This is a genomic window from Intrasporangium sp. DVR (assembly GCF_040365325.1).
Classification (GTDB): domain Bacteria; phylum Actinomycetota; class Actinomycetes; order Actinomycetales; family Dermatophilaceae; genus Intrasporangium.
In genome coordinates this window covers 78,641-104,375 of sequence record NZ_BAABZW010000009.1, presented here as the reverse complement: position 1 = coordinate 104,375, position 25,735 = coordinate 78,641, and the positions used below count along the sequence as shown (strand labels likewise).

27 protein-coding genes are annotated in these 25,735 nt (G+C 71.5%); 15 read left to right on the top strand and 12 right to left on the bottom strand.

The features are described from left to right. Nucleotides 1–2 precede the first annotated feature (2 nt). Both ABWV20_RS08875 and pdxY read right to left on the bottom strand, forming a co-directional pair. Nucleotides 3–1,265 carry an ATP-binding protein gene (locus tag ABWV20_RS08875; RefSeq protein ID WP_353354665.1) on the bottom strand — a complete coding sequence of 421 codons (1,263 nt, stop codon included), beginning with the start codon at nt 1,263–1,265 and terminating at the stop codon, nt 3–5. Between the two features lie 215 nt (nt 1,266–1,480). Then, nucleotides 1,481–2,329, bottom strand: a complete 849-nt coding sequence (gene pdxY, locus ABWV20_RS08870) for a pyridoxal kinase PdxY (RefSeq protein WP_353354848.1) — start codon at nt 2,327–2,329, stop codon at nt 1,481–1,483. 91 nt (nt 2,330–2,420) lie between these two features. Here pdxY and ABWV20_RS08865 point away from each other — a divergent pair, with 91 nt between their 5' ends. Further along, the gene (locus ABWV20_RS08865; RefSeq protein WP_353354664.1) at nt 2,421–2,768 is read left to right on the top strand and encodes a rhodanese-like domain-containing protein; all 348 of its coding nucleotides are present in this window, start codon (nt 2,421–2,423) and stop codon (nt 2,766–2,768) included. A 9-nt stretch (nt 2,769–2,777) separates the two neighbouring features. Here ABWV20_RS08865 and ABWV20_RS08860 read toward each other — a convergent pair whose 3' ends face one another. Then, complete coding sequence (locus tag ABWV20_RS08860) at nt 2,778–3,638, bottom strand: Fpg/Nei family DNA glycosylase (protein WP_353354662.1); 861 nt, start codon at nt 3,636–3,638, stop codon at nt 2,778–2,780. A gap of 28 nt (nt 3,639–3,666) precedes the next feature. Next, nucleotides 3,667–4,761, bottom strand: coding sequence for an App1 family protein phosphatidate phosphatase (locus ABWV20_RS08855; RefSeq protein ID WP_353354661.1), 1,095 nt, complete (start codon nt 4,759–4,761; stop codon nt 3,667–3,669). Nucleotides 4,762–4,812: 51 nt separating this feature from the next. Between ABWV20_RS08855 and ABWV20_RS08850 the strand changes: the two genes are divergently transcribed. Both ABWV20_RS08850 and ABWV20_RS08845 read left to right on the top strand, forming a co-directional pair. Next, nucleotides 4,813–6,747, top strand: coding sequence for a penicillin-binding transpeptidase domain-containing protein (locus tag ABWV20_RS08850; RefSeq protein ID WP_353354659.1), 1,935 nt, complete (start codon nt 4,813–4,815; stop codon nt 6,745–6,747). Between the two features lie 117 nt (nt 6,748–6,864). Continuing rightward, complete coding sequence (locus ABWV20_RS08845; RefSeq protein ID WP_353354658.1) at nt 6,865–7,473, top strand: hypothetical protein; 609 nt, start codon at nt 6,865–6,867, stop codon at nt 7,471–7,473. A 47-nt stretch (nt 7,474–7,520) separates the two neighbouring features. Here the strand turns inward: ABWV20_RS08845 and mobA are convergent, their stop codons facing one another. Beyond that, nucleotides 7,521–8,126: a molybdenum cofactor guanylyltransferase gene (gene mobA / locus ABWV20_RS08840; RefSeq protein WP_353354657.1), complete on the bottom strand. Its 606-nt coding sequence runs from the start codon at nt 8,124–8,126 to the stop codon at nt 7,521–7,523. A 25-nt stretch (nt 8,127–8,151) separates the two neighbouring features. Here mobA and fdhD point away from each other — a divergent pair, with 25 nt between their 5' ends. Next, nucleotides 8,152–9,006 (top strand): formate dehydrogenase accessory sulfurtransferase FdhD, encoded by an 855-nt coding sequence (gene fdhD / locus ABWV20_RS08835; RefSeq protein ID WP_353354655.1) that lies wholly within the window; start codon nt 8,152–8,154, stop codon nt 9,004–9,006. 13 nt (nt 9,007–9,019) lie between these two features. Beyond that, nucleotides 9,020–9,358 carry a YciI family protein gene (locus tag ABWV20_RS08830; protein WP_353354654.1) on the top strand — a complete coding sequence of 113 codons (339 nt, stop codon included), beginning with the start codon at nt 9,020–9,022 and terminating at the stop codon, nt 9,356–9,358. A 19-nt stretch (nt 9,359–9,377) separates the two neighbouring features. Here ABWV20_RS08830 and ABWV20_RS08825 read toward each other — a convergent pair whose 3' ends face one another. Beyond that, complete coding sequence (locus ABWV20_RS08825) at nt 9,378–10,571, bottom strand: molybdopterin molybdotransferase MoeA (protein WP_353354652.1); 1,194 nt, start codon at nt 10,569–10,571, stop codon at nt 9,378–9,380. Between the two features lie 71 nt (nt 10,572–10,642). After that, complete coding sequence (locus ABWV20_RS08820) at nt 10,643–11,341, bottom strand: helix-turn-helix transcriptional regulator (RefSeq protein WP_353354650.1); 699 nt, start codon at nt 11,339–11,341, stop codon at nt 10,643–10,645. A 106-nt stretch (nt 11,342–11,447) separates the two neighbouring features. Here ABWV20_RS08820 and ABWV20_RS08815 point away from each other — a divergent pair, with 106 nt between their 5' ends. The 6 genes from ABWV20_RS08815 (at nt 11,448) to ABWV20_RS08790 (ending at nt 17,103) form a co-directional block, all read left to right on the top strand. Beyond that, on the top strand, nt 11,448–11,735 hold the full coding sequence (locus ABWV20_RS08815) for a DUF2249 domain-containing protein (protein WP_353354648.1): 288 nt from the start codon (nt 11,448–11,450) through the stop codon (nt 11,733–11,735). 28 nt (nt 11,736–11,763) lie between these two features. Continuing rightward, nucleotides 11,764–12,249, top strand: a complete 486-nt coding sequence (locus tag ABWV20_RS08810) for a hemerythrin domain-containing protein (protein ID WP_353354646.1) — start codon at nt 11,764–11,766, stop codon at nt 12,247–12,249. After that, nucleotides 12,233–13,579 carry an MFS transporter gene (locus tag ABWV20_RS08805; RefSeq protein ID WP_353354645.1) on the top strand — a complete coding sequence of 449 codons (1,347 nt, stop codon included), beginning with the start codon at nt 12,233–12,235 and terminating at the stop codon, nt 13,577–13,579. Before ABWV20_RS08810 ends, ABWV20_RS08805 begins: the two co-directional genes overlap by 17 nt. 376 nt (nt 13,580–13,955) lie before the next feature. Continuing rightward, entirely contained in the window at nt 13,956–14,750 is a 795-nt protein-coding gene (locus ABWV20_RS08800) for an ABC transporter ATP-binding protein (protein WP_353354644.1), read from the top strand. 8 nt (nt 14,751–14,758) lie between these two features. Next, nucleotides 14,759–15,934, top strand: a complete 1,176-nt coding sequence (locus ABWV20_RS08795; RefSeq protein WP_353354643.1) for an ABC transporter permease — start codon at nt 14,759–14,761, stop codon at nt 15,932–15,934. Beyond that, nucleotides 15,931–17,103, top strand: a complete 1,173-nt coding sequence (locus ABWV20_RS08790; RefSeq protein ID WP_353354641.1) for an ABC transporter permease — start codon at nt 15,931–15,933, stop codon at nt 17,101–17,103. Before ABWV20_RS08795 ends, ABWV20_RS08790 begins: the two co-directional genes overlap by 4 nt. Nucleotides 17,104–17,217: 114 nt before the next feature. Here the strand turns inward: ABWV20_RS08790 and ABWV20_RS08785 are convergent, their stop codons facing one another. Then, entirely contained in the window at nt 17,218–17,688 is a 471-nt protein-coding gene (locus tag ABWV20_RS08785) for a DUF4282 domain-containing protein (RefSeq protein ID WP_353354639.1), read from the bottom strand. A 332-nt stretch (nt 17,689–18,020) separates the two neighbouring features. Here ABWV20_RS08785 and ABWV20_RS08780 point away from each other — a divergent pair, with 332 nt between their 5' ends. The 4 genes from ABWV20_RS08780 to ABWV20_RS08765 all read left to right on the top strand — a co-directional run bounded on the left by ABWV20_RS08780 (nt 18,021) and on the right by ABWV20_RS08765 (nt 20,781). Next, on the top strand, nt 18,021–18,707 hold the full coding sequence (locus tag ABWV20_RS08780) for a hypothetical protein (RefSeq protein WP_353354638.1): 687 nt from the start codon (nt 18,021–18,023) through the stop codon (nt 18,705–18,707). Between the two features lie 93 nt (nt 18,708–18,800). Then, complete coding sequence (locus tag ABWV20_RS08775) at nt 18,801–19,526, top strand: class F sortase (protein ID WP_353354636.1); 726 nt, start codon at nt 18,801–18,803, stop codon at nt 19,524–19,526. 17 nt (nt 19,527–19,543) lie between these two features. Further along, on the top strand, nt 19,544–19,846 hold the full coding sequence (locus ABWV20_RS08770) for a hypothetical protein (RefSeq protein ID WP_353354635.1): 303 nt from the start codon (nt 19,544–19,546) through the stop codon (nt 19,844–19,846). Beyond that, a complete protein-coding gene (locus ABWV20_RS08765; protein ID WP_353354633.1) occupies nt 19,843–20,781 on the top strand; it encodes an ornithine cyclodeaminase family protein in 939 nt (312 codons plus the stop codon). Before ABWV20_RS08770 ends, ABWV20_RS08765 begins: the two co-directional genes overlap by 4 nt. A 112-nt stretch (nt 20,782–20,893) precedes the next feature. Here the strand turns inward: ABWV20_RS08765 and ABWV20_RS08760 are convergent, their stop codons facing one another. The 4 genes from ABWV20_RS08760 to ABWV20_RS08745 are packed head-to-tail and all read right to left on the bottom strand — an operon-like array spanning nt 20,894 to nt 25,622. Continuing rightward, nucleotides 20,894–21,736: an SRPBCC family protein gene (locus ABWV20_RS08760; protein ID WP_353354631.1), complete on the bottom strand. Its 843-nt coding sequence runs from the start codon at nt 21,734–21,736 to the stop codon at nt 20,894–20,896. 6 nt (nt 21,737–21,742) lie between these two features. After that, nucleotides 21,743–22,600 carry an FAD binding domain-containing protein gene (locus tag ABWV20_RS08755; protein ID WP_353354629.1) on the bottom strand — a complete coding sequence of 286 codons (858 nt, stop codon included), beginning with the start codon at nt 22,598–22,600 and terminating at the stop codon, nt 21,743–21,745. Continuing rightward, nucleotides 22,597–25,086, bottom strand: coding sequence for a xanthine dehydrogenase family protein molybdopterin-binding subunit (locus ABWV20_RS08750; protein WP_353354628.1), 2,490 nt, complete (start codon nt 25,084–25,086; stop codon nt 22,597–22,599). Before ABWV20_RS08750 ends, ABWV20_RS08755 begins: the two co-directional genes overlap by 4 nt. Continuing rightward, entirely contained in the window at nt 25,083–25,622 is a 540-nt protein-coding gene (locus ABWV20_RS08745) for a (2Fe-2S)-binding protein (RefSeq protein WP_353354626.1), read from the bottom strand. Before ABWV20_RS08745 ends, ABWV20_RS08750 begins: the two co-directional genes overlap by 4 nt. Nucleotides 25,623–25,735 lie beyond the last annotated feature (113 nt).

Here is a 25,735-nt window from a genome sequence, read left to right as displayed (position 1 = left end):
GCTCAGGCCTGGGTCCGGAGATAGCGCCCGAAGTGCGGCACGGTGAAGGCGATCTGTCCCCGCTCACCGGAGTAGATCAGTCCCTTCTTGATCAGGGCATCCCGTGCGGGAGAGAGGGACTGGGGTTTGCGCCCCAGGACGTCAGCCACCGCCGACGTCGCGACGGCGTCCAGCTCGTTGACGATGCCGTATGCCGCTGAGCGCGCCTCCGCGTCGCCGTCGCCTTCCGCATCGGCTGGGTGACCCGAGCCGCTGAGCAGGGCAGCGTCGGCCATGGCCCGCAGGTACTCACGCTCGGCCGGGGTGGCTCGCTCGAAGCGGGAGCCGAAGAAGCCGACGGCGAGCTCGGACTCGGCCTCGGGGGCAGCGACGCGGATGTCCTGGGCCGAGATCGGGGAGCTCGGGGCGACGTCCCAGACGACCTTGCCGTAGGCCTGGATGAAGTACGGGTAGCCGGCGGTCACGGAGTACATCGCCTCGAGCGCCTCGGCGGTGAACTCGCACCCCTCCTCGGCGGCCGGGCCGACGAGCGCCCGGTCAGCGGCGTCGCGCGGGAGGCGGTCGATGCGTTGGTAGCGGAAGAGTCGCTCGGAGTACGACTTCGACGCCGACAGCACCGCGGGCAGGTGGGGCAGTCCGGCGCCGACGACGATGACCGGCAGGCCGGACTGCGAGATCTCGTGACAGGCCGCGCAGACGGCCGAGACGTCCTCGGGGCCGAGGTCCTGCATCTCGTCGACGAAGAAGGCGACGCCCTTGCCGAGGTCGGCGGCGAGGCCACCGATGTCGGTGAAGAGCTCGACGAGGTCGATCTCGATGTCGCCCGAGTCCGCGCGTCCGGACACCGCCGGCACGTCGATGCCCGGCTGCCACTGGTCCCGCAGCTTCGCGCCGCTCGGGGCGTCGCGCAGGGCGAAGGACTTGATGATCCCGAGGACGTGGTCGACCTGGTCGCCTCGGGGGTGGCCGAGCTCACGCACGGCCTGGTGGGCAGCCGCGGCGAGCGGACGGCGCACCCGCTGGTCGGGGCGCGCCTCCAGCTTGCCGGTGCCCCAGTCCGCTCGCACCGCCGAGGACCGCAGGGCGTTGAGCAGGACCGTCTTGCCGACGCCGCGGAGGCCGGTGAGGACGATGGACCGCTCGGACCGACCGCGGGCGATGCGTTCCAGGACGACGTCGAACGTCCTCAGCTGCTCGTCACGCCCGGCGAGCTCAGGCGGGCGCTGCCCCGCACCCGGGGCGTACGGGTTCGTGATGGGGTCCACGATCGGAGGCTATACGCGCATCTAGGGAAAACCTGAGACATCGGCAGAGAGACCGATCGTGTCGCCACCGTCGGCTCTGGTGACGAATGGACGCAACCGGGCCCAGCGGCATACGGCTGGACGCGTCCGGACATGAAAAGACGCCGTTCCGCACGGTCAGGGGTGGTCATGCGGAACGGCGCGAAGCGAGCATAACGCGGTGTGATGGGTCTCCGTCAACGAATCGCCGAAACTGCGACGTCCTGGCCCGGCGCGGCGATGGCGTCCTGCGCCTCCACGAGGAGCATCTCCTCGCTGCCGGCAGCGTGAGTGCGCTCGAGGACGGCCTGCATCGTCGCAGCGGTCCTGACCAGCGCGAGCCTCGGACCGTCGGTCACGTGGTGCGCGAGGAACAGGGCCGCCGTGACGTCGCCGCCGCCCTTGACCGTCATGGGCAGGAGCGGCGTGGTGACGACCCAGGCGCCCTCACCCGTCACGCACGTCATCTGGATGGAGTCCGCAGGGGTGTCGTCGGTGATGGTCGAGGTGACGAGGACGACCTCCGGGCCGGCGGCCCTCAGCTCGTCGGCTGCGTCGACGAGCTCCTGCTGCGTCGCGATCGAGCGCCCGACGAGGAACTCGAGCTCGAACTGGTTGGGCGTGACGATGTCGGCTCTCGGCACCACCGCGTCGCGGATGAACTCCGGGATGCCGGCCCGGACGAAGAAGCCGCGCCCGACGTCACCCATCACCGGGTCGCAGCAGTAGAGCGCCGCGGGGTTGGCCGCCTTGACCCGAGCGACCGCGTCGAGGATGACCGCACCGACCGACTCCGCACCCTGGTAGCCGGACAGCACGGCGTCGACCTGAGGGAACACCCCTCGCTCCTCGATGCCGAGGAGGACCTCGGCGATGTCGTCCGGGGCGATGAGCGGCCCCCGGGTCGCCCCGTAGCCCGTGTGGTTGGAGAAGGTGACCGTCAGCACCGGGTAGACCTCGTGACCGAGGCGCTGGAGGGGAAAGACGGCCGCCGAGTTGCCGGCGTGGCCGTAGGCGACGTGGGACTGGATCGACAGGACCTTCACCTCCGTCACGATAGTGGCGAGGTCGACGTTCGCGAGTGGCCCTGCTGTCCACAGCCGGAGCTCGCCGCGGGCTCGTGTCAGGATGGCGGGCATGAGTCTTCCCGTTGAGCGCCAGAGCGGTGTGCCGACGACCACCGTCCACGACGTTCCCCACGACGCTGTCGTCGTCGACGTCCGCGAACCAAGCGAATGGTCGGCGGGCCACGCCCCCAATGCGATTCACATCCCGCTCGCACAGCTCCCGGCACGTCTCGGCGAGCTGCCCGACACGGATGACACGGTCGCGATCGTCTGCCGGAGCGGTGGCCGCTCCTCCCGGGCCGTGGCCTGGCTCGTCCAGCAGGGCTTCGACGTCGCGAACCTCGAGGGAGGGATGCGTGCCTGGGCGAGCGCCGGCAAGCCGCTCGAGGGCGACCACCCGGAGCCGTTCGTGCTCTGAGGCACGGAGCTACTTGAGCAGCCTGGACATCCGTCGGTCGGCGAGCGGCTTGCCACCGGTCTGGCACGTGGCGCAGTACTGCAGCGACGTGTCGGCGAAGCTGACCTCCCGCACCACGTCGCCACACTCCGGGCACGCCTCGCCGGTGCGGGCGTGGACGCGCATGCCCGCCCGCTTGGCGTCCTTGAGCTCCTTGGCCGGCTTGCCGGACGCTGTCGCCACGGCATGGGTCAGGGTCTCGCGCAGGGCGGAGTACAGCCGGTCCACCACCTCCGGCGCCAGGGTGCCGGCGATGGCGAACGGGCTGATCCTGGCCACGTGCAGGATCTCGTCGCTGTAGGCGTTGCCCACACCGGCGATGACCTCCTGGTCGCGCAGCAGTCCCTTGATCTGGGTGCGCCGCCCGGCCAGCAGCTCCCGAAATCGCTCCACGGTGAAGTCGTCGGCCAGCGGATCCGGTCCGAGCCGCGCGATTCCCGGCACCTCGCGCGGATCGTGCACGATGTAGGCGGCGAGGGACTTCTTGGTCCCCGCCTCGGTGAGGTCGAACCCGGACCCGTCGGAGAGCCTGACGCGCAAGGCGATCGGGGACTTGCCGGGCCGCAGCAGGGTCGTCGGCAGCTGCTCGCTCCAGCGCAGCCAGCCCGCTCGGGCCAGATGGAAGACCAGGTGCGTGCCGTCACAGTCGAGGTCGAGGAACTTGCCGTGGCGATGGACGCCGTCGATGGGGGCACCCTCGAGGGCCTGAGGCGGCGGGTTGAACGTCTTCAGCACGCTGATCGAGGCCAGCTCGACCTTCGTCACGGCGAGACCGGCCGTCCGCTCGGCGAGGAAGTCGACGAGCGCCTGCACCTCCGGCAGCTCAGGCATGGGTCCATCCTGCCAAAGGACGACGCGGTCAGGTGAGCGGCGGGCGCGAGGGCTGCTCGTCGGCGGCGACCGGCTCGCCGACCATCCCGGCCTGGTCGAGGAGCCGCATCAGGCCGTCGCCGTCCGGAGCGAGGTAGGTCGGCACCGTCCGGCTCGCCCAGTCGCGGTGCGGCCCTTCGGCCCGCCCGATCGGGTGGGAGAGGACCTGCTCCGTCGGAGTCAGCTGCCGGATGCAGACGGCCCTGACCCTGTCGGGACGGGCCTCGGCGAACTCGGCGTAGATCTGCGGGTCGTGCTGGCCGTCGTCCCCGACGAGGAGCCACGTGATGCCGGGGAAGTCGCGCGCGAGCCGGTGGAGCGACGTGCGCTTGTGCTCCTGCCCGCTGCGGAACCAGCCGGTGTTGGTGGCGCCCCAGTCGGTCATGAGGAGCGGTCCGAGCGGATAGCCGCTCTCCACGAGGAACCGGGTCAGCGTCGGCGTGGTGTTCCACGCGCCCGTCGAGAGGTAGACGATCGGCGCGCCCGGGTGCGCCGAGAGCAGCCGCCGGTACATCGGCGCCATGCCGGCCACGGCTCGCCGGGACTTGCCGCTGCGGACGAAGGTGTTCCAGGCGGCGATCAGGGGCCGGGGCAGCATCGTCGTGATGACGGTGTCGTCGATGTCGCTGACGATGCCGTAGGTGACGTCGTCGCCGACGATGAACACGTCGGCCGGCACCGGGTCGGTCCCCTGCGCTGCGACGACCACCTGCTGCCACCCGGGCTCCAGCCCGTGGTCGTGGGCCACGAGGTCGATGTAGCCCCCGCGGTCGGACCGACCGTAGACCTCCCGGTCACCGATCGTCACCACGACCGGGACCCCGGCGGCAGGGGCGGTGACGAAGACGCGCCAGCCGCGGTTGTAGGGACGGGGTGCGAGGGCGCCCGTTGCGTCCTGGCGCTCAGGGGGGCCCTCCTCCCCCTGGCGACCGAGCACGATGCGAGCGAAGACCCGCACGTAGGTGCTCGTCCCGTAGCCGATGTGGGTGACGACGCGGTTGCCCCAGCCCCGGCTGCGCAGGACCCGCTCGACCTGCAGGTTGAGAGCGTCCTCGATGATGGCGGCCGCGTGCGGTCGGGACATGGCGCCAACCTACTTCACGGGCCGATGCCCACCACCCGTACGGTGGACGACATGCCCAGGGGACCCTCCACACGTCGCTCCTTCTCAGCCATCGTCGCAGTCGTCCTGACCACGAGCCTGGCGTCCGGCTGCTCCCTCTTCGAGTCCGAGCCGGACCCGGCAGACACCGCCAGGGCACTCGCGAGCGGCCTCGCCAAGGCTGACCTGACCGGCGTGACGCTGACGGGCACGACCGCTGCGCAGGCCACCACCTTCGTCACGGAGGCCTACGAGGACCTCGGTGACCTGCGGCCCGCGGTGGCCGTCACCCAGGTGCTCCGCGACGACGAGGGGACGAGCGCGACGGCGACGCTCCGCACGACGTGGGACGTCTCGCCGACCGACCCGGACTGGACCTACGACACGCAGGTCTCGCTGACCCTCGTCGAGGATGCCTGGCGGGTGCGGTGGACCCCGACGATCGTGGCTCCCGAGCTCGCCGCCGACGAGGCCCTCGACCTCGTCCGCACCTGGCCACAGCGGGCCGACATCGTCGATCGCGACGGCACCAAGCTGATGACGGAGCGGGAGGTCGCCAACGTCGGCATCGACAAGACGAAGGTGTCCGGCGAGGCGGCCCGACGCTCGGCCCGTGCTCTCGCCGAGATCGTCGGGATCGACGGCCGGGCGTTCGCCGACCGGGTCGCCGCCGCCGGACCCAAGGCCTTCGTCGGCGCCATCACGCTCCGCGTCGGTGACCCCCTCCTGTCGGACGAGGTCGACCGCATCGATGCCATCGACGGGGCGCTGCGGGTGCCGGCGATGCAGGTCCTCGGCCCGACGCGCACGTGGGCCGCGCCCGTCCTCGGCCGGGTCGCCGAGGCGACGGCCGAGCAGATCGAGAAGTCGGACGGCGTGCTCGAGCCGGGCGACACGGTGGGTCAGAACGGCCTGCAGCTGCGCTACGACGAGCGGCTCCGGGGCCGGCCCGGCGTCGCGGTGCATGCGGTCAAGAGGGGAGCCGACGGATCGGCCCTCGACAAGCGCGAGCTCTTCGCCGAGCCGTCGGAGGAGGCCGAGCCCCTCACCGTGACCCTCGACGAGGAGGCGCAGACGGCCGCCGAGAAGTCGCTCGCCGGCCAGACGAAGCGGCCCACGGCCCTCGTGGCGGTCAAGGTCTCCACGGGCGAGATCCTCGCCGCCGCCGTAGGCCCCGGCGCGGAGGGGGCCCCGCTCGCCCTCGCCGGCAAGGAGGCGCCGGGCTCGACCTTCAAGATCGCGAGCGCGCTCGCCCTGGTCCGCCAGGGCGCCACGGCCCAGACCGACCTCCCCTGCACCGACACCCTGACGGTGAACGGGCGGGTCTTCGGCAACTACAGCAGATACCCGGCCGCTCAGCTCGGCGACATCCCGCTCCGGCGGGCCATGGCGTACTCATGCAACACGGCCTTCATCAGCCAGCACGAGAAGGTCTCGCAGGACGACCTCGTCTCGGCTGCCCAGTCCCTCGGCATGGGTGAGGACCTGGAGCTGCCGTTCACCGGCTTCCTCGGGTCGGTGCCGCCCACGGACGACGTCGTGGAGCACGCAGCCTCGTTCATCGGCCAGGGCCGGATCGAGGCGTCTCCGCTCACCATGGCGCTGGTCATGGCCTCGGTCATGAAGGGCGAGACGGTGCGGCCCCGACTCGTCGTCACCGACGAGTCGCTGCCCGCGCCCGCGAGGCCGCTCGAGGCGGACGAGGCGGAGGTGCTGCGCGAGACCCTGCGCGCCGTGGTCACCGAGGGGAGCGGCAGGGTCCTGCAGTCCGTCGGGGTGGAGTACGCCAAGACGGGCACCGCGGAGTTCGGGACGACGAACCCGCCCCGAACCCATGCGTGGATGGTGGCGGGCCGCGGGGACATCGCGGTGGCCGCGTACAACGAGGAGGGGCCGAGCGGGACGAGCCACGCAGCCCCCTTCATCGTCGACTTCCTCAGGACGTACGACGCCGCGGACGCGGACTGACCGGACCAGCAGCTGGACGTGCATGGCGAGAAGGTCGGCCAAAAGTTCACCGTAGTGTTGCAAAGGTGCGCGCACGTCGGCGCGCGACGGGCACGTGAAGGGCGCATAGTGGTCGACATGGGGAGGACAGGGCACGCCGTGGTCGCGATGGCCCTTGCCGTCGGTCTGGGCGGGTGCGCGGCGAGTGACACCCCGAGCACCGGCACGCCCGAGCCGATCGACTCCGCGCGTGCGACGCGGACCTTCGCCGGCGGCCCGCTGGGCGACTCCACGGAGCCGCTGACCAACCCGGTCTTCCCCCTCACCCTCCACCGCACGGGTGGCATCGCAGGATACGACGACACCGTCGTGCTCCACGCTGACGGCAAGGTGCTGGTCGACACCCGCGCCGTGCACGGCCGCGTCTGCCAGCTGACCGGAGCCCAGCAGAAGCACCTCCTCTCGCTGCTCGGCACGCTGCGGCTCGTCGACGCCGCTGAGCTCCCGACGGCCGGCTCTGCGGAGGGCACGCTTCCCCCTCCACCGGACGGCGACGGCGAGACGGCCAACGACGCGATCGTCATCAACATCACCGACCACAAGCTGCGTCCCCTCGACCTCAGCGACCCGTCGCTCGGTGAGGTGGCCGGCCTCGTGGGAGCGCTCGTCTCGGACGTCACGCTGTCGACGCCGGCGTCGACGCAGTGCACCACCCCGACCAGCCCCGTTCCCGCCCCCGCCACGTGAGCAGACACACGGCCTGAGGGTCTGACGCGGCCGCGTGACCTGACCCGTCACTGACCGTCGACCCGGCGGCGGGCCGCCTCCAGCTCCTCCGGCGTGTCGACGTCGGTGGCGATGTCGTGCCGGTCCGGGGTCTCCACGCGCGGGACGTCACCGAGCAGCCGCCGCACGCTCACTCCCGCCGGCGCGCCCACCGCCGCGAGCCTGGACCGGAGCAGCTGCGCCGGCCAGGCCGAGCAGAGCCAGTTCGGGCCCGAGGTCGACACCGTCACCGCGACGCCGCCGTCGGCCGCAGCGACGAGCGCCTCGAGGTGGTCCCGGGTCAGGAACGGCAGGTCCCCAGCCAGCACGACGACGACGTCAGGTCCGTCCGGACCGAGCTCAGCGGCATACGACCCGTCGGTGAGAGCCGCCCACCCCGCGGCGATCCCCGCGACGGGACCACCGCCCGGCGGTTGCTCCGACACGACGCGCGTGCCCTCGGGCACCCGCGCGCCACTCCCCACGACGACGACCGGCCAACCGGGGACGGCGTCGATGACGCGCGCCACGATCGCACGGCCGCCCACCGTGAGCGCCGGCTTGTGCCGGCCCATCCGGGTGGACGCCCCACCGGTGAGGACGATCGCCGCGGCTCGGGAGGGGGATGGCTGCACGCTGGGAGTCTGGCACGCTTGCCGTATGGGACGGGTCACGCAGCGCACCAAGGTCACCGTCGTCGACGTGTCGGCCGACGAGCCGGTGGTGCGCGCCCGCTCCGACTCCGTCACCGTCGAGGAGCCGCTCGAGCTGCGCGTGGGCGGCACGCCGCTCACCGTGACGATGCGGACGCCCGGGAGCGACATCGAGCTCGTCCACGGCTTCCTGCTCACCGAGGGCATCATCCGCGACGCCGACGACGTGTCGCTCGCCCGCTACTGCGAGGGAGCCGTCGTCTCCGGTGAGAGCGGCTTCGACGAGAACACCTACAACGTCATCGACGTGACCCTCGCCCCGGGAGTCGCGCAGCCGGCGCCCGAGCTGGCCCGCAACTTCTTCACCTCCTCGTCGTGCGGCGTCTGCGGCAAGGCCTCCATCGAGCAGCTCCGGGCACGGACGCGCTGGCCGGTCCGGGACGACGCCACCCGATGGCCCGCGGCGTTGATCGCGGCCCTCCCGGACAAGCTGCGGGCCGAGCAGCGCTCCTTCGACAAGACCGGCGGGCTCCACGCCGCCGGGCTCTTCGCCGCCGACGGCGAGCTCCTCGCTGTCCGCGAGGACGTCGGCCGGCACAACGCCGTCGACAAGGTGCTGGGCTGGGCGCTGCTGGCCGGTCGGCTGCCCGCAGCGGGGTCCGTCCTCATGGTGTCCGGTCGGGCGTCGTTCGAGCTGACGCAGAAGGCCCTCATGGCCGGCGTGCCGTGCCTGGCCGCCGTGTCGGCGCCCTCGTCGCTCGCCGTCGAGACAGCAGCCGACGCGGGGATGACCCTCGTCGGTTTCGTCCGGGGCGCGACCCTCAACGTGTACTCGCGCGGTGACCGGGTGTCCGTGGGCTGACTACGCTCCAGCCATGGGCATCTTCGCGATCCAGTACACCTACCCCGAGGACATGACCGAGCAGCTCAAGATCCGGCCCGAGCACCGGGAGTGGCTGACCGGGCTGCCGGGGCTGCGCGCCGCGGGGATGTACCAGGCGGGCCACGACGAGTTCTCCGAGGGCGAGGAGACCGTTGAGGAGCCGCCCAACGGTGCCCTCATCGTCGTCGAGGCGGACTCGCTCGCCGACGTGCTGACGACCTTCGAGGACGACCCCTACTGGGTCGGCGGCTACGTGCTGCGCCGGGTCGTGCGTGAGTGGAACCCCCCGCTCGGCCCGTGGGTGGCCGACGCGAGCCAGGGCAACGCCTGAGCTCTGCCCCGGCGCGCGGTCAGAGCGGGTGGACCGTGACGATGTCGCCCTCGACGATCTGGTCGACGGGCTCGGGCACCTCGATCAGGCCGTTGGCCCGCGCGAGCGCGGAGAGGTGCCGCGCGTCCGGGGCGGTGACGGTGCCGTCGTCCGCGACGACGCACGAGATGAACTGCACCTTCCCCGCGCGCGTGTGCCGGGGCTTCCCGACGTATGCCGCTGAGCCGGCTCTGCGCGGAGGGGCACCGTGGCGCGCGTCGAGGGCCGGTCGCACGAGCATCTCGAAGGACACGAAGGCACCGACCGGCGTGCCCGGGAGGCACACGACCGGGGTGTCGCCCCAGCGGCCGAGCCCCTGGGGGCCCCCGGGCTGCATGGCGAGGTGGACGAAGCTGAAGGACTCGCGCGGCTCGCACACCTGCCGCACGACCTCGTAGGCACCCGCGCTCACTCCACCGGTCGTCACGACGAGGTCGACGTCGGGTGACGCGGCAAGGGCATCGAGCAGCGCGCTGAGCTGGTCGGGGTCGTCGGTGCAGGTCTCGACGTGCGTGACGGCGCAGCCGGCGCCGGACGCGAGGGCGGCCACCATCTCCGAGTTGGACTCGTGGATGCCGCCGCGGCCGGGGTCGGCCCCCGGGACGGTGAGCTCGGCACCCGTCGCCACGACGGCGACCCGTGTGGGGACGTGGACGACTGCCTCGGTGCAGCCGGCGGACCGGGCCAGCGCGATGACCGCTGCCGTGAGCGGCGCTCCTGCCGAGGCGACGGGCACGCCGGCGGCGATGTCCTCGGCCCGGCGCCGGACATGGCGGCCGACCTCGACGGGTGCAGTGAAGGTCACCTCGCGGGGTGCGGGGCCGGTCCGCTCGGCGTCGGTCTGCTCGACGGGCACGACGCCCACCGTGCCGGCCGGCAGTCGGGCACCGGTCATGACGCGGGCGGCCCGGCCGGGCTCGAGCTCGAAGCCGGCGGCGTCCCCGGCTGCGACGTCCCCGACGACGGGATAGGTCCGCTGGTCCGGGGCGGCCGGAGCCGCCGCGTAGCCGTCCATCGCCGAGCTGTCGAAGCGGGGCAGGTCGTCGACGGCGAGGAGGGGCTCGGCGAGCCGCCGGCCGAGCGCGTGCCGGTCGAGGGGGACCCTCTCGGTGGCGGACGGGCCGATGACCTGGCGGAGCGCGATGCGGTGCTCGGCGACGGACGTGTGAGGCACGGAGCCCAGTCTGTCGCACGCCGGTCGGGCCGGATGACACGCCCAGCGGCGCCGCGCTGAGGCGGGCGGGGTCAGGCGCCGGGGCGAGCGGCGGGGCGGCCGGGGCGGGCGCCGAGGTGGAGGAGACACGCGTCCGGCTCCGCGAACGCCTCGAGGCCCACCGCCTCCGCGTCCCCACCGGCCGCCTCGAGCGCTCCGCGCACGAGGCCGAGGTGCACCTGACAGACGATCTCGGGATGGCGGCGCGCCACGTCGAGCATCGGGCACTGCCGCAGTCGGACCACGTCGGCGCGCTGCTCCGGATCGAAGCCCAGGGTCCCCAGGACGTCCATGACCACCTGCTCCGGCTCGTCCACCCGGTCGAGGGACTCGACGAGCCCGCGCCCCCAGCCACTACCGAGCCTGGCCATGTCACCCGCGACATCGCCACCCTGGGCTGCCGCATGCTCAGCGAGGACCGCTGCAAGAGAGGCGTACTCGCCAGCCGAGGGAGACCCCACCCCTGGCCGGGCAGCGTATCCCCATCCGGGTCGGCCCCGTCCGGAGGGCGTGAGCCGGGAACGCTCGGCGAGCCCGGCGTCGACGAGGCCGTCCAGGTGCTCGCGGACCGTGTTGACGTGGAGGTTGAGGGCCGCGGCCACCGCGGTCACCGGGCGCGGCTCCACGTCGAGGGCCTCCAGGACGCGTCGCCGCTGCGCCGTCAGACCCGCGACGGCGTCCGCTGCGGTGCTCCGGGACGGCCTCGGTCCCCAACCCTCGTTCTTTTCCACGTTCATCACCGTATAAAATGTAGTTCGCGGTCGGCCGGACCGCCAACCCCGGCCATTGTCAGGCCCGTCGACCACCGACTGGGACCCACCGAATCAGGAGTCTCCCGTGACCGAACTGTCCCTCACCGAGAAGAGCCAGCACTCGTGCGGCTGTGGCTGCACCGACGAGGGCGTCCCCACGCTCGACGTCACCGTCATCCCCCACGCCATCCGGCACGCGACCGTCTTCGGCGCCTTCAGCGCGATCCCCGCAGGCGGCGCGATGGACCTCGTCGCACCGCACAACCCGCTCCCGCTCCTCGCCCAGCTCCAGCAGCAGTTCGGCGACATCGGCATCGAGTACCTTGTTGAGGGCCCGGAAGCCTGGACGCTGCGCCTGACGCGTCCCGCCTGACCGGCAGACGCGAAGGAGGATCCCGGCCGTGTGCAGCTACTGCGGATGCCGCTCGATCTCGCTCATCGGTCGCTTCATGGACGAGCACGAGGACATCGTCAACGCGGCCGGGATCCTCCAGCGCGCGGCGGACGGGACCGACCCCCACGGCGTGCGAGAGGCGCTGGACCACGCCATCGCCCACCTGCACCCCCACACGTCGGCCGAGGAGCTGGGCCTCTTCGGGGTGCTGCGGCGCAACCCCGACTTCACCGACCACGTCGACGCCCTCTGCGCCGAGCACGCCGCCCTCGACGCGCTGGCAGAGCGGATCCGAGACGGTGAGACGGCCCTGATCGACCGGTTCGTCGTCGAGCTGCGCGATCACATCGACAAGGAGGAGAACGGCCTCTTCCCCGCCGCGGCGATCGAGATGGACGGCCCCGACTGGGAGGAAGCGATCACCCTGACGCCGGTCGCCATCCGGGCCGACGACCCCCACAGCCACCCCCACGACGATGTCCGCTCCCACTGACTCCGCGCGCGCCGACACCGCCCCGCTGCCCAGCCGCAGCGAGCGGCTCGACCGGCTGCCGTTCAACGGCCAGCACCGGCGACTCCTCCTCGGCTCCGGCATCGGCTGGGCCCTCGACGCCATGGACGTCGGGCTCATCTCCTTCGTCATGGCGGCGCTCGCCAAGCAGTGGCTGATCTCACCGACCCAGCTGTCCTGGATCGGCTCCATCGGCTTCGTCGGCATGGCGATCGGCGCCTCCCTCGGCGGCCTGCTGGCCGACCGGATCGGCCGCCGCAACGTCTTCGCCCTCACCCTGCTCATCTACGGCGTGGCCACCGGCGCCGCCGGCCTGTCGACCGGGCTGGCCATGCTCATCGGCCTGCGCTTCGTCGTCGGGCTCGGGCTCGGGGCCGAGCTGCCCGTGGCGTCCACCCTCGTCAGCGAGTACGCGCCGGCGCGCATCCGGGGCCGGGTCGTGGTCATCCTCGAGGCGTTCTGGGCGGTCGGCTGGATCCTGGCCGCGCTCATCGGCTACTTCGTCGTTCCCGCCTCGGACGACGGGTGGCGCTGGGCGCTCTTCATCGGCATCGTGCCCGCGCTCTACGCCCTCTACGTCCGGTCTCGGCTGCCCGAGTCGGTGCGCTTCCTCGAAGGGCGTGGCCGCACGGCGGAGGCCGAGGAGGCCGTGCGCACCTTCGAGGCGGCCTCGGGGGTGGCCCCGGTCGCGTCACCGGAGGCGCCCCCAACCCGGACACCGCGCTGGTCCGAGCTGTGGTCCGACGGCCTGCGCGGGCGGACGGCCGCGCTCTGGGCCGCGTGGTTCGGGATCAACTTCTCCTACTACGGCGCGTTCATCTGGATCCCGAGCCTGCTGGTCTCCCAAGGCTTCTCACTGACGCGCTCGTTCGGCTTCACCCTCATCATCACGCTCGCCCAGCTCCCCGGCTACGGCGTCGCGGCGTTCCTCATCGAGGCCTGGGGCCGACGCGCCACCCTGGCCACCTTCCTCGTCGGTTCCGCCGTCTCGGCCTACGCCTTCGGGCAGGCCGGCAGCGAGGGCGCCATCATCGCGGCGGGCTGCGCCCTGTCGTTCTTCAACCTCGGCGCCTGGGGCGCCCTCTACGCCGTGACACCAGAGGTCTACCCGACCTTCCTGCGCGGCACGGGCTCCGGGTCCGCGGCGGCGTTCGGCCGGATCGCCTCGATCATCGCGCCGCTGTCGGTGCCCTGGATGCTCGACCTCGGCGGATCCGGGCTCGTGTTCACCGTCTTCGGTGTCGCCTTCGCCCTGGCCGCGGCCGCGGCGCTGGCCCTGCCCGAGTGGCGCGGCCGCGCGCTGTCCGCCTGACCGTCGCGGGACCCCACCCCGCACCCAGCCGGCCGTATGCCGCTGGGCGGGCTCAGCGGCATACGGCACGGTGGGATGTGGTGGAGTTCACCGACGTGCCTCCCCGGGCCACCCGCATCTCCGGTGCAGACGCGACCATCCGCCCCTAGGCTGGCCGGGACAGCGACAGCCACGAAGCCGGCGCCTGCGGGGGGATCATGACGAGTGCGGATGCAGTGCAAGGCCATTCAGCAGCGGACGACGTGCTCGTCGCGGACGGCCTGGTCCGCCGGTTCGGTGACCTGACGGCGGTCGACGGGGTCTCGTTCCGGATCGGGCGCGGCGAGACCTACGGCCTGCTCGGCCCAACGGCGCCGGCAAGACGACGACGATCTCCATGGTGGCCGGCCTCATCGCCGCCGACTCGGGGACCGTGACCGTCGCCGGGCAGCGGATGGGCCCGGCCGAGGTCGAGCCGAAGCGTCACATCGGGCTCGTCCCGCAGGACCTCGCGATCTACCCCGAGCTCACCGCCCGCGAGAACCTCACGCTCTTCGGCAAGCTGCAGGGCATGACGGGCGCCACGCTGACGACGCGCGTCGACGAGGTGATCGAGCTGATCGGCCTCACCGAGCGCGCGAAGGACCTCAGCAAGGAGTTCTCCGGCGGCATGAAGCGTCGGCTCAACATCGGCGTCGGGCTGTTGCACCAGCCGACGCTGCTCATCCTCGACGAGCCGACGGTGGGCGTGGACCCCCAGTCCCGCAACCAGATCCTCGAGTCGGTCGAGCGGCTCTCCGTCGAGGGCATGGCCGTCCTCTACACGACCCACTACATGGAGGAGGCCGAGCGCCTCTGCGACCGGATCGGCATCATCGACTCCGGACACCTCCAGGCCGAGGGCACCCGCGACGAGCTGGTCCGGCTGACCTCGGGGGCCGACATCATCCGCCTGGCCGGCACGGGAGACACCGCTGCGGCCGCTGCTGCCCTGCGCGCCCTGCCGGCGGTGCACCAGGTCAGCGGCGACCGGCACTCGCTCCGGCTGACGGTGTCCGACGCGCCCACGGCCGTCGCGCAGATCGTCACGAGCGCAACCGGCGCCGGCATGAGCCTTGCCGACGTGGAGATCACGAGGCCCGACCTCGAGTCGGTCTTCCTCCACCTCACCGGCAAGGCGCTGCGGGACTGAGGGGACCGATGAAGCAGCTCTGGACGATGACGCAGTACGACCTGCGTCAGCGCATCCGCGACAGGTCCGTCGTCATCTTCGCCATCATCGTGCCGCTCGCCCTGATGTTCGTCCTCGACCTCGTGCTCGGTGACCTGGCCGACCCCGAGCTGCGGCCGACGAAGGTCGCGGCCGCCGCGCCGGCAGACGACGCTCTCGCGGTCGCCCTCCTCGACGTCGTCCGCAGCCTCGACGGGGTCGAGGGCCTCGACCTCACCGTCCGGACGGCTGCGGCCGACGAGGTGCACGGCCTCACCCGCGACGACGCGGTGCAGGTCGGACTCATCGTGCCGGAGGGTTTCGGGGCCGCCCTCCAGCAGGGCCGGCCCATCGAGGTCACCATCGTCTCCGGCGGCGGCACCGGCATCGAGCAGTCGATCGTCACCTCCGTGGTCGAGTCGGCCGTGGAGCGCTTCTCCGCCGGGGCGCTGGCCGCAGCGGCCGGCGCCGATGCAGGCCTCGACCCGGCCGACCTGGCCGCGATCGGGCAGGAGGTCGCCAGGGGCCAGCCGACCATCACGCTCACCGAAGGCGTCGCGTCCGACGAGCAGCTGTCCAGCACCGGCGCACTGGTCGCCGGCCAGGCCGGGCTGTTCCTCCTCTTCACCGTCGGCTTCGGCGTCACCTCGCTCGTGACGGAACGCGAGCAGGGCACCCTGGCCCGGCTCAGGTCCATGCCGATGCCGGCCTGGACCATCGTGACGGCCAAGGCTCTCGTCAGCTTCATCCTCGGCGTCGTGGCGACCACCATCCTGCTCACGGTCGGCGGACGGCTCTTCGGCGTCAGCTTCGGTGCGCCGATCGCCGTCGCCGTGCTCATCCTGGCCGCCGTCCTCGCAGCGACGTCACTGATGTTCGTCATCGCCCGAGTCGCCCGCACCGCCGAGCAGTCCAACATCGCCCAGTCGATCATCGCCCTGGTCCTCGGCATCGCGGGTGGCGCGTTCTTCCAGATCACCGCACGGGGCTGGCTCGGCTCGGTGATGGACCTCAACCCGGTCTCGGCACTCATTCGCGGGCTCGGGATCACCTCCGGCGGTGGAGGGCTGGGGGACATCGGCATCCCGCTCCTGACGATGCTCGGCTTCGCCGCGGTCGTGCTCGTCGTCTCGCGTCTCGTCCCGGACCGGGGGGCCGTCCAATGACCCGGCTGCGGCCCGTCCTCGCCCTCACCGGCGCCGAGCTGCGCCGCTTCCTGCGCGACCGGTCCAACATCTTCTTCGTCTTCATCTTCCCCCTGCTGCTCGTCGTCGTGATCGGCGCCCAGTTCGGCAGCGGGTCCTCGAGCGGCCGCGTCAGCATCGCCGGCGAGGACGGTCCGCTGCGCCGGGCAGTCGTCGCCGCACTCCAGAGCGACCGGACCTCCGTCGCATCCGGCGACTGGGGCGACATCGTCGAGGAGGTGTCGCGCGGGCGCACCACGGTGGGCCTGCAGATCCCCGACGGCGCCAACGCCGCCTTCGCCGCTGGACAGCCCGTCGAGCTGGAGATGCTGCCCAGCTCACAGTCGGCCGCGATGGCCGTCCAGCAGGCGGTGCGCGCAGCCATCGAGCAGGTCCAGCTCGACGGCGCCCAGATCTCCGCACTGGTCTCGCGAGGGGTTCCTCCCGAGGCCGCGGCAGAGTCGATCACTGCGGCCCGGTCCCACGTCACCGCACCGACCGTCCGCGTCGAGGACGTGGACCGGCTCGCCCAGGAGTTCTCCGGCCTGGGGCAGTTCGACCTCGGCGCCTCGTCGATGGTCCTGCTCTTCACCTTCCTCTCCTCGCTCACCGGTGCCACCACCCTCATCCAGGCGCGCCGCCAGGGGGTCATCGCCCGGGCTCTCGCGGCCCCGGTGTCCACCAGCCAGGTCCTCCTGGGCCAGGCGGCCGGGCGCTTCACCATCGCCCTCTTCCAAGCCGTCTACATCGTCGTCGCGACCGGCATCCTCTTCGGCGTCGACTGGGGCAGCCCCTGGCTCACCGGGCTCGTCCTCATCAGCTTCTCCGCCGTCTCGGCCGGGGCCGCGATGGTGCTCGGTGCCGTCCTCGACAACGAGGGCGCCGCCTCCGGGATCGGCGTCGGCGTCGGCCTCGTCCTCGCCGGGCTCGGCGGCGGCATGGTCCCGCTCGAGCTGTTCACCGACACGCTGCGCTCCGTGTCGAAGGTGACGCCGCACTCCTGGGCCTACGAGGCGTTCGCCGAGATCCAGCGGCACGACGCGTCCTTCGTCGACATCCTGCCCCAGCTCGGCGCGCTCACCGGGATGGCCGTCGTGGCCCTCGTCGTCGGAGCCTGGGCGCTCCGCCGCAGCGTCGCCCGCGCGATGTGACCCACCGAGGTCGGAGAGCCCGTATGCCGCTGAGCCGGCTTGCGTCCGGAAGGGAGCTCAGCGGCATACGGGCTCGCGGGTGTGCCGCGTCGGCAGGGCGCTGTCCGAGGGCACTCAGGCCTGCGGGAGCCTCCGGTGGATGTCCTCGCTCATGCGGACGACCGACAGGTAGAACTCGAGCGTCATCCTGATGACGGCGAGGTAGATGACGAGCAGGACAGGTCCGAGCAGGAGCACAACGACCCCTGCCCCCGCCCCGCGGCCGAAGCCGACCACGAGCCAGACGAGCCACACGAACCCGAGAGCGACCGTGGCGAGCAGGTAGACGAAGCGGACCAGCTTCGGCGTCACGACGTGGGTGAAGCTGAAGTCGAACAGCGCCGTCAGGACGCCCTTCGACTCCTGCGCGACCCCGGCGGCGCTCTGGAGCGGTGGGACGGCGACGGCCTGCGGCGACAGCGTCTGGGTCGGGGCCGACCGGGGTGGGGAGAGCGGAGTCGTCGGGTCGGTGGGCTCCCCGAACACCGGCGGCTCCGCGGGGTCGTGGCCCAGGGAGCCCTGCTCGGGCGGGAACTGATCAGTCATGGCATCTCCTCTGCTCGCCCGAACCCTTCGGGCGCTGGCAGAGGAAGAGCCTAGGACCTCGTGTCGGTAAAGTGGTGGTTGGTCCGGTTTGAACTCAGCCTGCGAACACGTCAACCCTTTTGTGCGGCAAGGTGTTTCGGCACATCCGGCGCAAACTCGCCTCGAGTGGTTCGATAACGTCCCGGTGACGTCATCGGCCCTCGGGTGGTGCTCCCGGCAGAAACTGGGTAGGACTGACATGACCGGACCGTCCAGCACGCTCAGGGGCGGCCGAGCCGGTGCCCTCGGGGGTGCCATGAGGCCCCGGCAGACTTGGAGTTAGGGGAAATCTGATGACCACCACGATCGGCATGCGGCGCAGAACTGCTTCGCTCATCACCGCAGTGGCCTTCGCCGCGTCAGGGGCGTTTGTCTTTGCATCCGCATCGCCCGCTACAGCTGACGAGCACAACCAGTGGGTGTACGTCTGCAAGTACGTCGGCAAGCCGGGGGTGGATGAGCGGCTCCAGACAGGGCAGAACCCGATCCTCGTCTCGGTCAACTCGGTCGCGGAGCCGATCGTCGTTGGCGCACCGTTCAACGATGCCCAAGGACGTTCGGTGGTGATCGGCTTCGGCGAGCCCGGCGGTGGACAGGCCGGCGAGCCGGCGCCGGAGTGCCCGCCAGTGCTTCCGCCTCCCCCCACCGAGACCACCACACCTCCCACGGAGACCACGACGCCTCCGACCGAGACCACCACGCCTCCCACGGAGACCACCACGCCTCCGACCGAGACCACCACGCCTCCCACGGAGACCACCACACCTCCGACCGAGACCACCACACCTCCCACGACCCCGGGCGCGGGTGGTGGAGTGACTCCCGGTCCCGGCGCCCCTGACACCGGCGGTGGCCCCGCGGGTGGCACGGGCGACTCGTCGCCGGTCAACGGGCTCGTGGGCACGGGCCTGCTGATGGGTGCCGCTGGCATCCTCACTGCTGAAGCGCTGCGTCGACGCCGCGAGAACGCCGACAGCTGACGCACGACCAAGGGCCGCCGGTCGTCACGACCGGCGGCCCTGCATCATGTTGAGAACACAGTCATTGCGCTCCAGACGTCATGGGAGGACGAGGTGACTCCGAGTCCGCGGCTCGCCACCGGCTACGTCGTGACCGCCGTGATGGTGCTCCTCGCGGTCTGGGTGCTGCTCGCACGGCCCTTCGGTGCTGGCCCTGCGGAACCGTCCACGGCAGGGCCGCTGACGACGGGCAGCACGAGTCGCTCTGGCCAGGCCTCCGCGGGGTCGGTGGCGTCCGGCAGTGCACCTGCGACGTCAACCCGGGCGCCGTCAGCGTGTCGAGCGGGTGCACCCGCGCGTCTCGTCATCCCGGCACTCGACGTCGATGCGCCCTTCGAGCGGATCGGCCTCGACCGGACGGCTGAGCCGGACTCCGACGGCAGGCGGCCGCTGGGCAACCCGACCGACCGCACCAGGGCCGGGTGGTACGCCGACGGGCCGGAGCCCGGCTCGGGCCAGGGCACCGTGCTGACGAACGGCCACACCTACCGCGACAACTCGGCCATCTTCAAGGAGGACTTCGCGAAGCGCCTCGACGTCGGCCAACTGATCCACGTCCGGCAGCGCAACGGCTCCACGTGCTCCTACCGGGTCCAGCGAGTCTGGCGGGAGGTCAACGCTGCCCGCGAGTATCCCCAGATCGTCATGTCTGAGCGACTCTACGACTTCGGCGGTCCCGAGCGGCTCTTCCTCACGACGTGTGGTGGCGACTGGAACAGCGCCACCCAGAACTACGACGAGATCAGCCTCCTCATCGCCATCCCGGTCCGTCGGGGTTGACGGCATAGGGTCGGGTCATGCCGCAGGTCAGCGCCGACGCCCACGTCCCCCTGCCGCCCGACCTCGCCGGTGCCGTCGCCGAGTCGCTCACCCATCCGCCGCTGCGCGTGCCTCCGCACGTCCGCGACCTCCGCACCTCGTGGCGGTTCCGGCCGGCGGGCGCCGGAACGCTCGCCATCCACACCATCTCGTATGCCGCTGGGCCGGCTTGGCTGGGCGTGCTCGCTCATGAGCCCACCCAGTGGCTCCTGCGCCATCAGGCGGTCCGCCGGGTCGACCGGCTGGCCGAGGCGGCCCGCTCCCATCGTCAGGACTCATGATGGAGGCCCCGCGCTGGACCGGCTCCGCCCAGATCCGCCGAGTCCTGTCACCGGAGCTCGCCCGGCGGCTGATCCGCGAGGCCCTTGAGCGGGACGTCGACCCCTCGGCAGACCCACCCCGGATGTCGCCGCTCGTCCCGGGAGGGCAGCTGCTCATCATGCCCTCGTCGACACCTGGCTCGGTCGGGGTCAAGGTGCTCTCGGTGGCCCCCGGCAACCCGGCGCGTGGGCTCGAGCGCATCCAGGCCCTCTACGTCCTGTTCGACGCGGACACGCTGACCCCGACGGACATCCTCGACGGGAGCGCCATCACCTCGCTCCGCACCCCTGCGGTGTCAGCCGTCGCCGTCGACGCCCTCGCCCCCGCTGCCTCGACTCGGGTGACCGTCTTCGGTGCCGGTCCCCAAGCCATCGGTCACGTCGAGGCGATCCTGGCGATCCGCCGGCCGCACCACGTCACCATCGTCACGCGACACCTCGACCACGCCCGCGCGGCGGCCCGCCAGGTGTCCGACCTGGGTGTCTCCGCCACCCCGCTGGCCGTCGCGGACGAGCGGGTCGCCGAGGCAGTCACCGCCTCGGACATCATCGTCACCGCGACGTCGGCAGCCGAGCCGGTCCTCGACGGCAGGTGGGTGTCGGACGGAGCCTGCGTCGTCGCCATCGGCTCCCATGAGCCGGACCGTCGCGAGCTCGACGCCGGGCTGATGGGACGTGCGCTGGTGGTCGTCGAGGACGTCGGGACCGCCCTCCGCGAAGCCGGGGACGTCGTCATGGCGATCAGTGAGGGCGCCCTCGCTCCCGAGGCGCTGCATCCGATGAAGGCCCTCGTCACGGGGGAGCTGGCTCGGGCCACCGACCGACCCAACGTCTTCAAGAGCGTGGGCATGTCATGGGAGGACCTCGTCATCGCGGCGGGCATCGCGCACGCCTGACGGACCTTCGCGACATCGCCCCCTCTGATCGAGAGAGCAGTTCGCGACATCGCCCCCTCTGATCGAGAGAGCAGTTCGCGACGGGAAGCTGTGTCGCGAACTGCTCTCTCGATCAGGAGCGGCGTCTGCCGAGGAGCCAGCCCACGAGGACCCCGAGCGCCGCGGCGACCGCGTAGCCGGAGTAGCGCTGGACGAGGACGGGCAGGACCGCCGAGCCCAGGTCGAGGGCGTCGTCGGCGGCCTCGGCTGCCGACGTCGGGCGCCGCAGGGCAGCGGCCGCTGCCGCGGCCTCGCTGGCCTCCGCCTTCGACCGCGCCACCTCCTCTGACAGGGTGAGTGGTGCGCCGGTGTCGCGGACCTCCTCGGGCACGGCCACGGTGATGATCTCGGGCCGGCTCGCGGCCTCAGCTGCGTCCTGCACCGTCGCCTGGGGGAGCGCGGCTTGCGGGGACGTCGCCTGGGCGACGGTGGGCTCCGAGATGAGCTCAGCGCCGCTGGTGTCCGGGGCCGGTCCGCCGCCGAGCTCCCGCTCGATGCAGGCGATGAACTGGCCGAGGAGCTTGTCCGAGACGTCCTGCATGACGCCCCGTCCGAACTGCGCGGGTTTGCCCGTCACCGCCAGGTCGGTGACGACATCGGCTCGGGCACCACCACCGTCCGGAGTCAGCTGGACGGTCACGGTGGCGCCTGCAGTGCCGTTGCCCCGCTTGTCCTTGCCCTTGGCCTCGATCACCGCCCGGTGGCCCTCGTCGTCCTTGGCCACGAAGGATCCCGAGCCGCCGTACACCAGGGAGATCGGGCCGAGCTTGACCTTGACCGTGCCGGTGAAGCCCTCGTCGGTCACCTCGGTGACCGTCGCGCCGGGGAAGCAGTCCCCGACCCGCTTCAGGTCGGTGAGCAGGGACCACGCCTCGTCGACGGAGGTCGGCACGGTGAAGGAGTGGGTGAGTTCCATCCGCCGTCACGCCCCTGCCGCGGCGAGGACCGCCCGTCGGGTGAGCACGGTCGCGAGGTGCCTGCGGTAGTCGGACCCGCCATTGAGGTCGGAGGGTGGGTTGGTGCCCTCCGCCACCTGCGCCACGGCAGCGCGCACGGCGTCCTCGGTCGGAGCCTGACCGACCAAGGCATCCTCGACCGCCCTGGCCCGCAACGGGGTGGCGCCCATGTTGGTCAGTCCGACCCGCGCCTCGGCGATCGTCCCGCCGTCGACGCGGACCGCCGCAGCGACCGCCACGATCGACCACTGATGGCTGACCCGGACGAACTTCTCGTAGTGCGACCCCCAGTCGGTGTGCTTGGGAATCCTGATCTGCGTCAGCAGCTCGCCCTCCCCCACGGCCGTGGTGAAGAGGTCGACGAAGAAGTCGTCCGCGGGCACGGTCCGGGTTGCGCCGCCAGCACCGGCGATGACCATCTCGGCCCCCAGGGCCAGCACCGGCGCGCCCACGTCACCCGCCGGGTCAGCGTGCACGAGAGCGCCGCCGACCGTCCCACGGTGCCGGATCTGCGGGTCGGCCACCGTCGCGACCGCCTTGGACAGCAGCCCGGCGTGACGGGACACGACCTCGGAAGCGAGCACAGCAGCATACGGCGTCATGGCGCCGATGACGATGGCGTCACCCTCCTCCGAGATCCCCTGGAGCTCGGGGATGCGCCCGAGATCGACGACGGTGTCGGGAGCGTTGAGCCGCATCCGCAGGATCGGCAGCAACGACTGCCCGCCGGCGAGCACCTTGGCCTCGTCGCCGTGCTCAGCCAGCGCCGCGAGGGCGTCCGCGACCGTCGTCGGAGCCACGTAGTCGAACGATGCGGGGATCACTGGGCACCGCCTTCCGGCTCGGGGGTGTCTTGGTTGGGCGCACCTGCGTCGAAGTGCGGTTGGGCCTCCCCGGAGGACTCGACCTGACGGTCCGATCCACCGGACTGGATGGCCCGCCAGACCCGCTCCGGCGTGCAGGGCATCGGCACGTCGTGCACGCCCATCGGGCGGAGCGCGTCGACGATCGCATTCACCACCGCCGGGGTCGACGCGATGGTGCCGGCCTCGCCGACTCCCTTGGTGCCCAAGGTGTTCGTCGTGGACGGGGAGACGGTGTAGTCGGTGACGAAGCTGATCGTGTCGGCAGCCGTCGGGAGCGTGTAGTCGACGAACGAGCCCGTGACGAGCGTGCCGTTCTCGTCGTACTCAGCGCCCTCCCACAGGGCCTGGGCGATGCCCTGGACCAGCCCACCGTGGATCTGGCCGTCGGCGATGAGGGGGTTGACGACGACACCGATGTCGTCGACGCAGACGTAGCTGCGCATCGACGTCGCGCCGGTCTCCGTGTCGACCTCCATGGCGCACAGGTGCGTGCCGTGCGGGAAGGAGAAGTCGACCGGGTCGTACGTCGCCTCGGAGTCCAGTCCGGGCTCGATGCCATCGGGCAGGTTGTGGGCCGCGAAGCTGGCGAGCGCGATCTCGGCCATCGTCATGCCCTTGTCGGTGCCCTTGACGCCGAACCGTCCGCTGGTGAACTCGAGGTCGTCGACGTTGGCCTCGAGCAGGTGCGCCGCGATCGGCTTCGCCTTCTCGACGACCTTGTCCGCCGCGAGGACGAGCGCCTCACCGCCGACGACGAGGGAGCGCGACCCGTAGGTGTCGAGCCCCTTGTGGCTGATCTGCGTGTCACCGTGGAGCACCTCGACGTCCTCGAAGGGCACTCCGAGCCGATCGGCGACGATCTGGCTCCACGCGGTCTCATGGCCCTGGCCGTGCGGCGACGTGCCGGTGACGACCTCGACCTTGCCCGTCGGCAACATGCGGATGCTCGCGTGCTCCCACCCGCCGGCGCCGTAGCTCAGCGAACCGAGCACTCGCGAGGGAGCAAGACCGCACATCTCGGTGAAGGTGGAGATGCCGATGCCGAGCTGGATCGGATCGTTGCTCTCGCGCCGCCGCTGCTGCTCGGCTCGCAGCTCGTCGTAGCCGAAGAGCTCGCGCGCCCGTGCGGTCGCCGCTTCGTAGTTGCCCGAGTCGTAGGTCATCCCGGCCACCGTGGTGAACGGGAACTCCTCGTGCTTGATCCAGTTCTTCTCGCGCAGCTCGAGCGGATCCATGCCGAGCTCGGCCGCGAGTTCATCCATCATCCGCTCGATGCCGAAGGTCGCTTCGGGACGCCCGGCGCCACGGTAGGCGTCGACCCAGGTCTTGTTGGTGAGGAGCGTCTGGACCGTGAACCGGTAGGCCGGGAACTTGTAGATCGAGTTGAACATCCACGCGCCGAGCACCGGCACGCCGCCGCCGACGAGCGCGACGTAGGCGCCCAGGTCGGCGAGCAGCTCGACCTTGAGACCGGTCACCGTGCCGTCCCGGGTGGCCGACAGGGTCAGCTTCTGCCACTGGTCGCGGCCGTGATGCGCGGACAGGAGCGACTCGGAGCGGGTCTCGGTGTACTTGACCGGCTTGCCGAGCTGCTGCGCCGCCGCGAAGGCGATGAACTCCTCGGGCGTGGTCTGGAGCTTGCCGCCGAAGCCACCGCCGACGTCCGGTGCGATGACGCGGATCTTGGCCTCGGACACGCCGGTCGTCGCGGCGAGCAGGAAGCGCAGGATGTGCGGGATCTGCGTCGCCGACCACATGGTGATCTGCTCACCGGTCGGGTCCACGACGACGGAGCGCGGTTCCATGAACGCAGGGATGAGCCGCTGCTGGCGGTACTCGCGCTCGATGACGACACCGGCCTCGCGCGCCTTGGCGATGGCCGCATCGACGTCTTCGCCAGTGCCCGCCTCCTTGGAGTCGAGCTTCCAGAAGGCCGACTTGTTCGTCCCCAGGTCGGGGTGGGCGAGGACTTCGTCCTTGAGGGCCTCCTTCATGTCGAGGACGGCGGGCAGCTCCTCGTAGTCGACGTCGACGAGCTCCGCGGCGTCGCGCGCCTCTGCCGCGGACCGTGCCACGACACACGCGACGATCTCACCGGCGCAGGCGACGTGGTCGACGGCCATCGGCAGGTGCGTCGGCGTCACCTGGTCCGGGCTGATGGGCCAGGCGTTGGCGTTGACGCCCTGCACGTCCTTGAGGTCCTCGCCGGTGAGGACGGCGACGACGTTGCGGGACGCCTTGGCCTCAGCGGTGTCGATGCCGGTGATCCGGGCGTGGGCGAAGGGGCTTCGCACCATCGCGATGTGGAGCATGCCGGGCAGGGTGATGTTGTCGGTCCACCGCGTGCGGCCGGTGATGAGGCGCTGGTCCTCCTTGCGCCTGCGGGCCCGGCCGACCTCGGCCTTCGGGTTCTCGGTCGTCGAGGTGTCCTCCGTGATGGTCATGACGTCACCTCCTCGCGGTCCGGCTCGGCGGTCGCTGTGCCGGCCCCGGCGGACACGGCGCCCGACATCGCGGCTGCCGCCTGCTGCACCGCCTTGACGATGTTGTGGTATCCCGTGCACCGGCAGAGGTTGCCCTCGAGGCCCTCGCGGATCTCGGCCTCGGTCGGGTCGGGGTTCTCCTTGAGCAGGTCACAGGCCTGCATGATCATCCCGGGCGTGCAGTAGCCGCACTGGAGGCCGTGGGCCTCGTGGAAGGCGACCTGCATGGGGTGGAGTGCGCCGTCCGACCCGGCCGTCCCGGCGAGTCCCTCGATCGTCGTCACCTCATGACCGTCTGCCTGGACGGCGAGGACGTTGCAGGACTTCACGCTGCGACCGTCGAGGTGCACCGTGCAGGCGCCGCAGTTGCTCGTGTCGCAACCGACGACCGTGCCGGTCTTGCCGACGGTCTCCCTCAGGTAATGGACCAACAGGGTCCTGGGCTCGACGTCGTCGGAGTACTCCACTCCGTCGACTTTCACGGTGATACGAGTCATTCCTCGGCCTCCTGCCGCGCGCAGATGACGAACTGCCTTGGTCCACGGGGGTGCTTCTTCGGAGTCTTGCCCGCGGTTGCCGGAACCACAACCCCTCGCCCGGATTCCCGGAC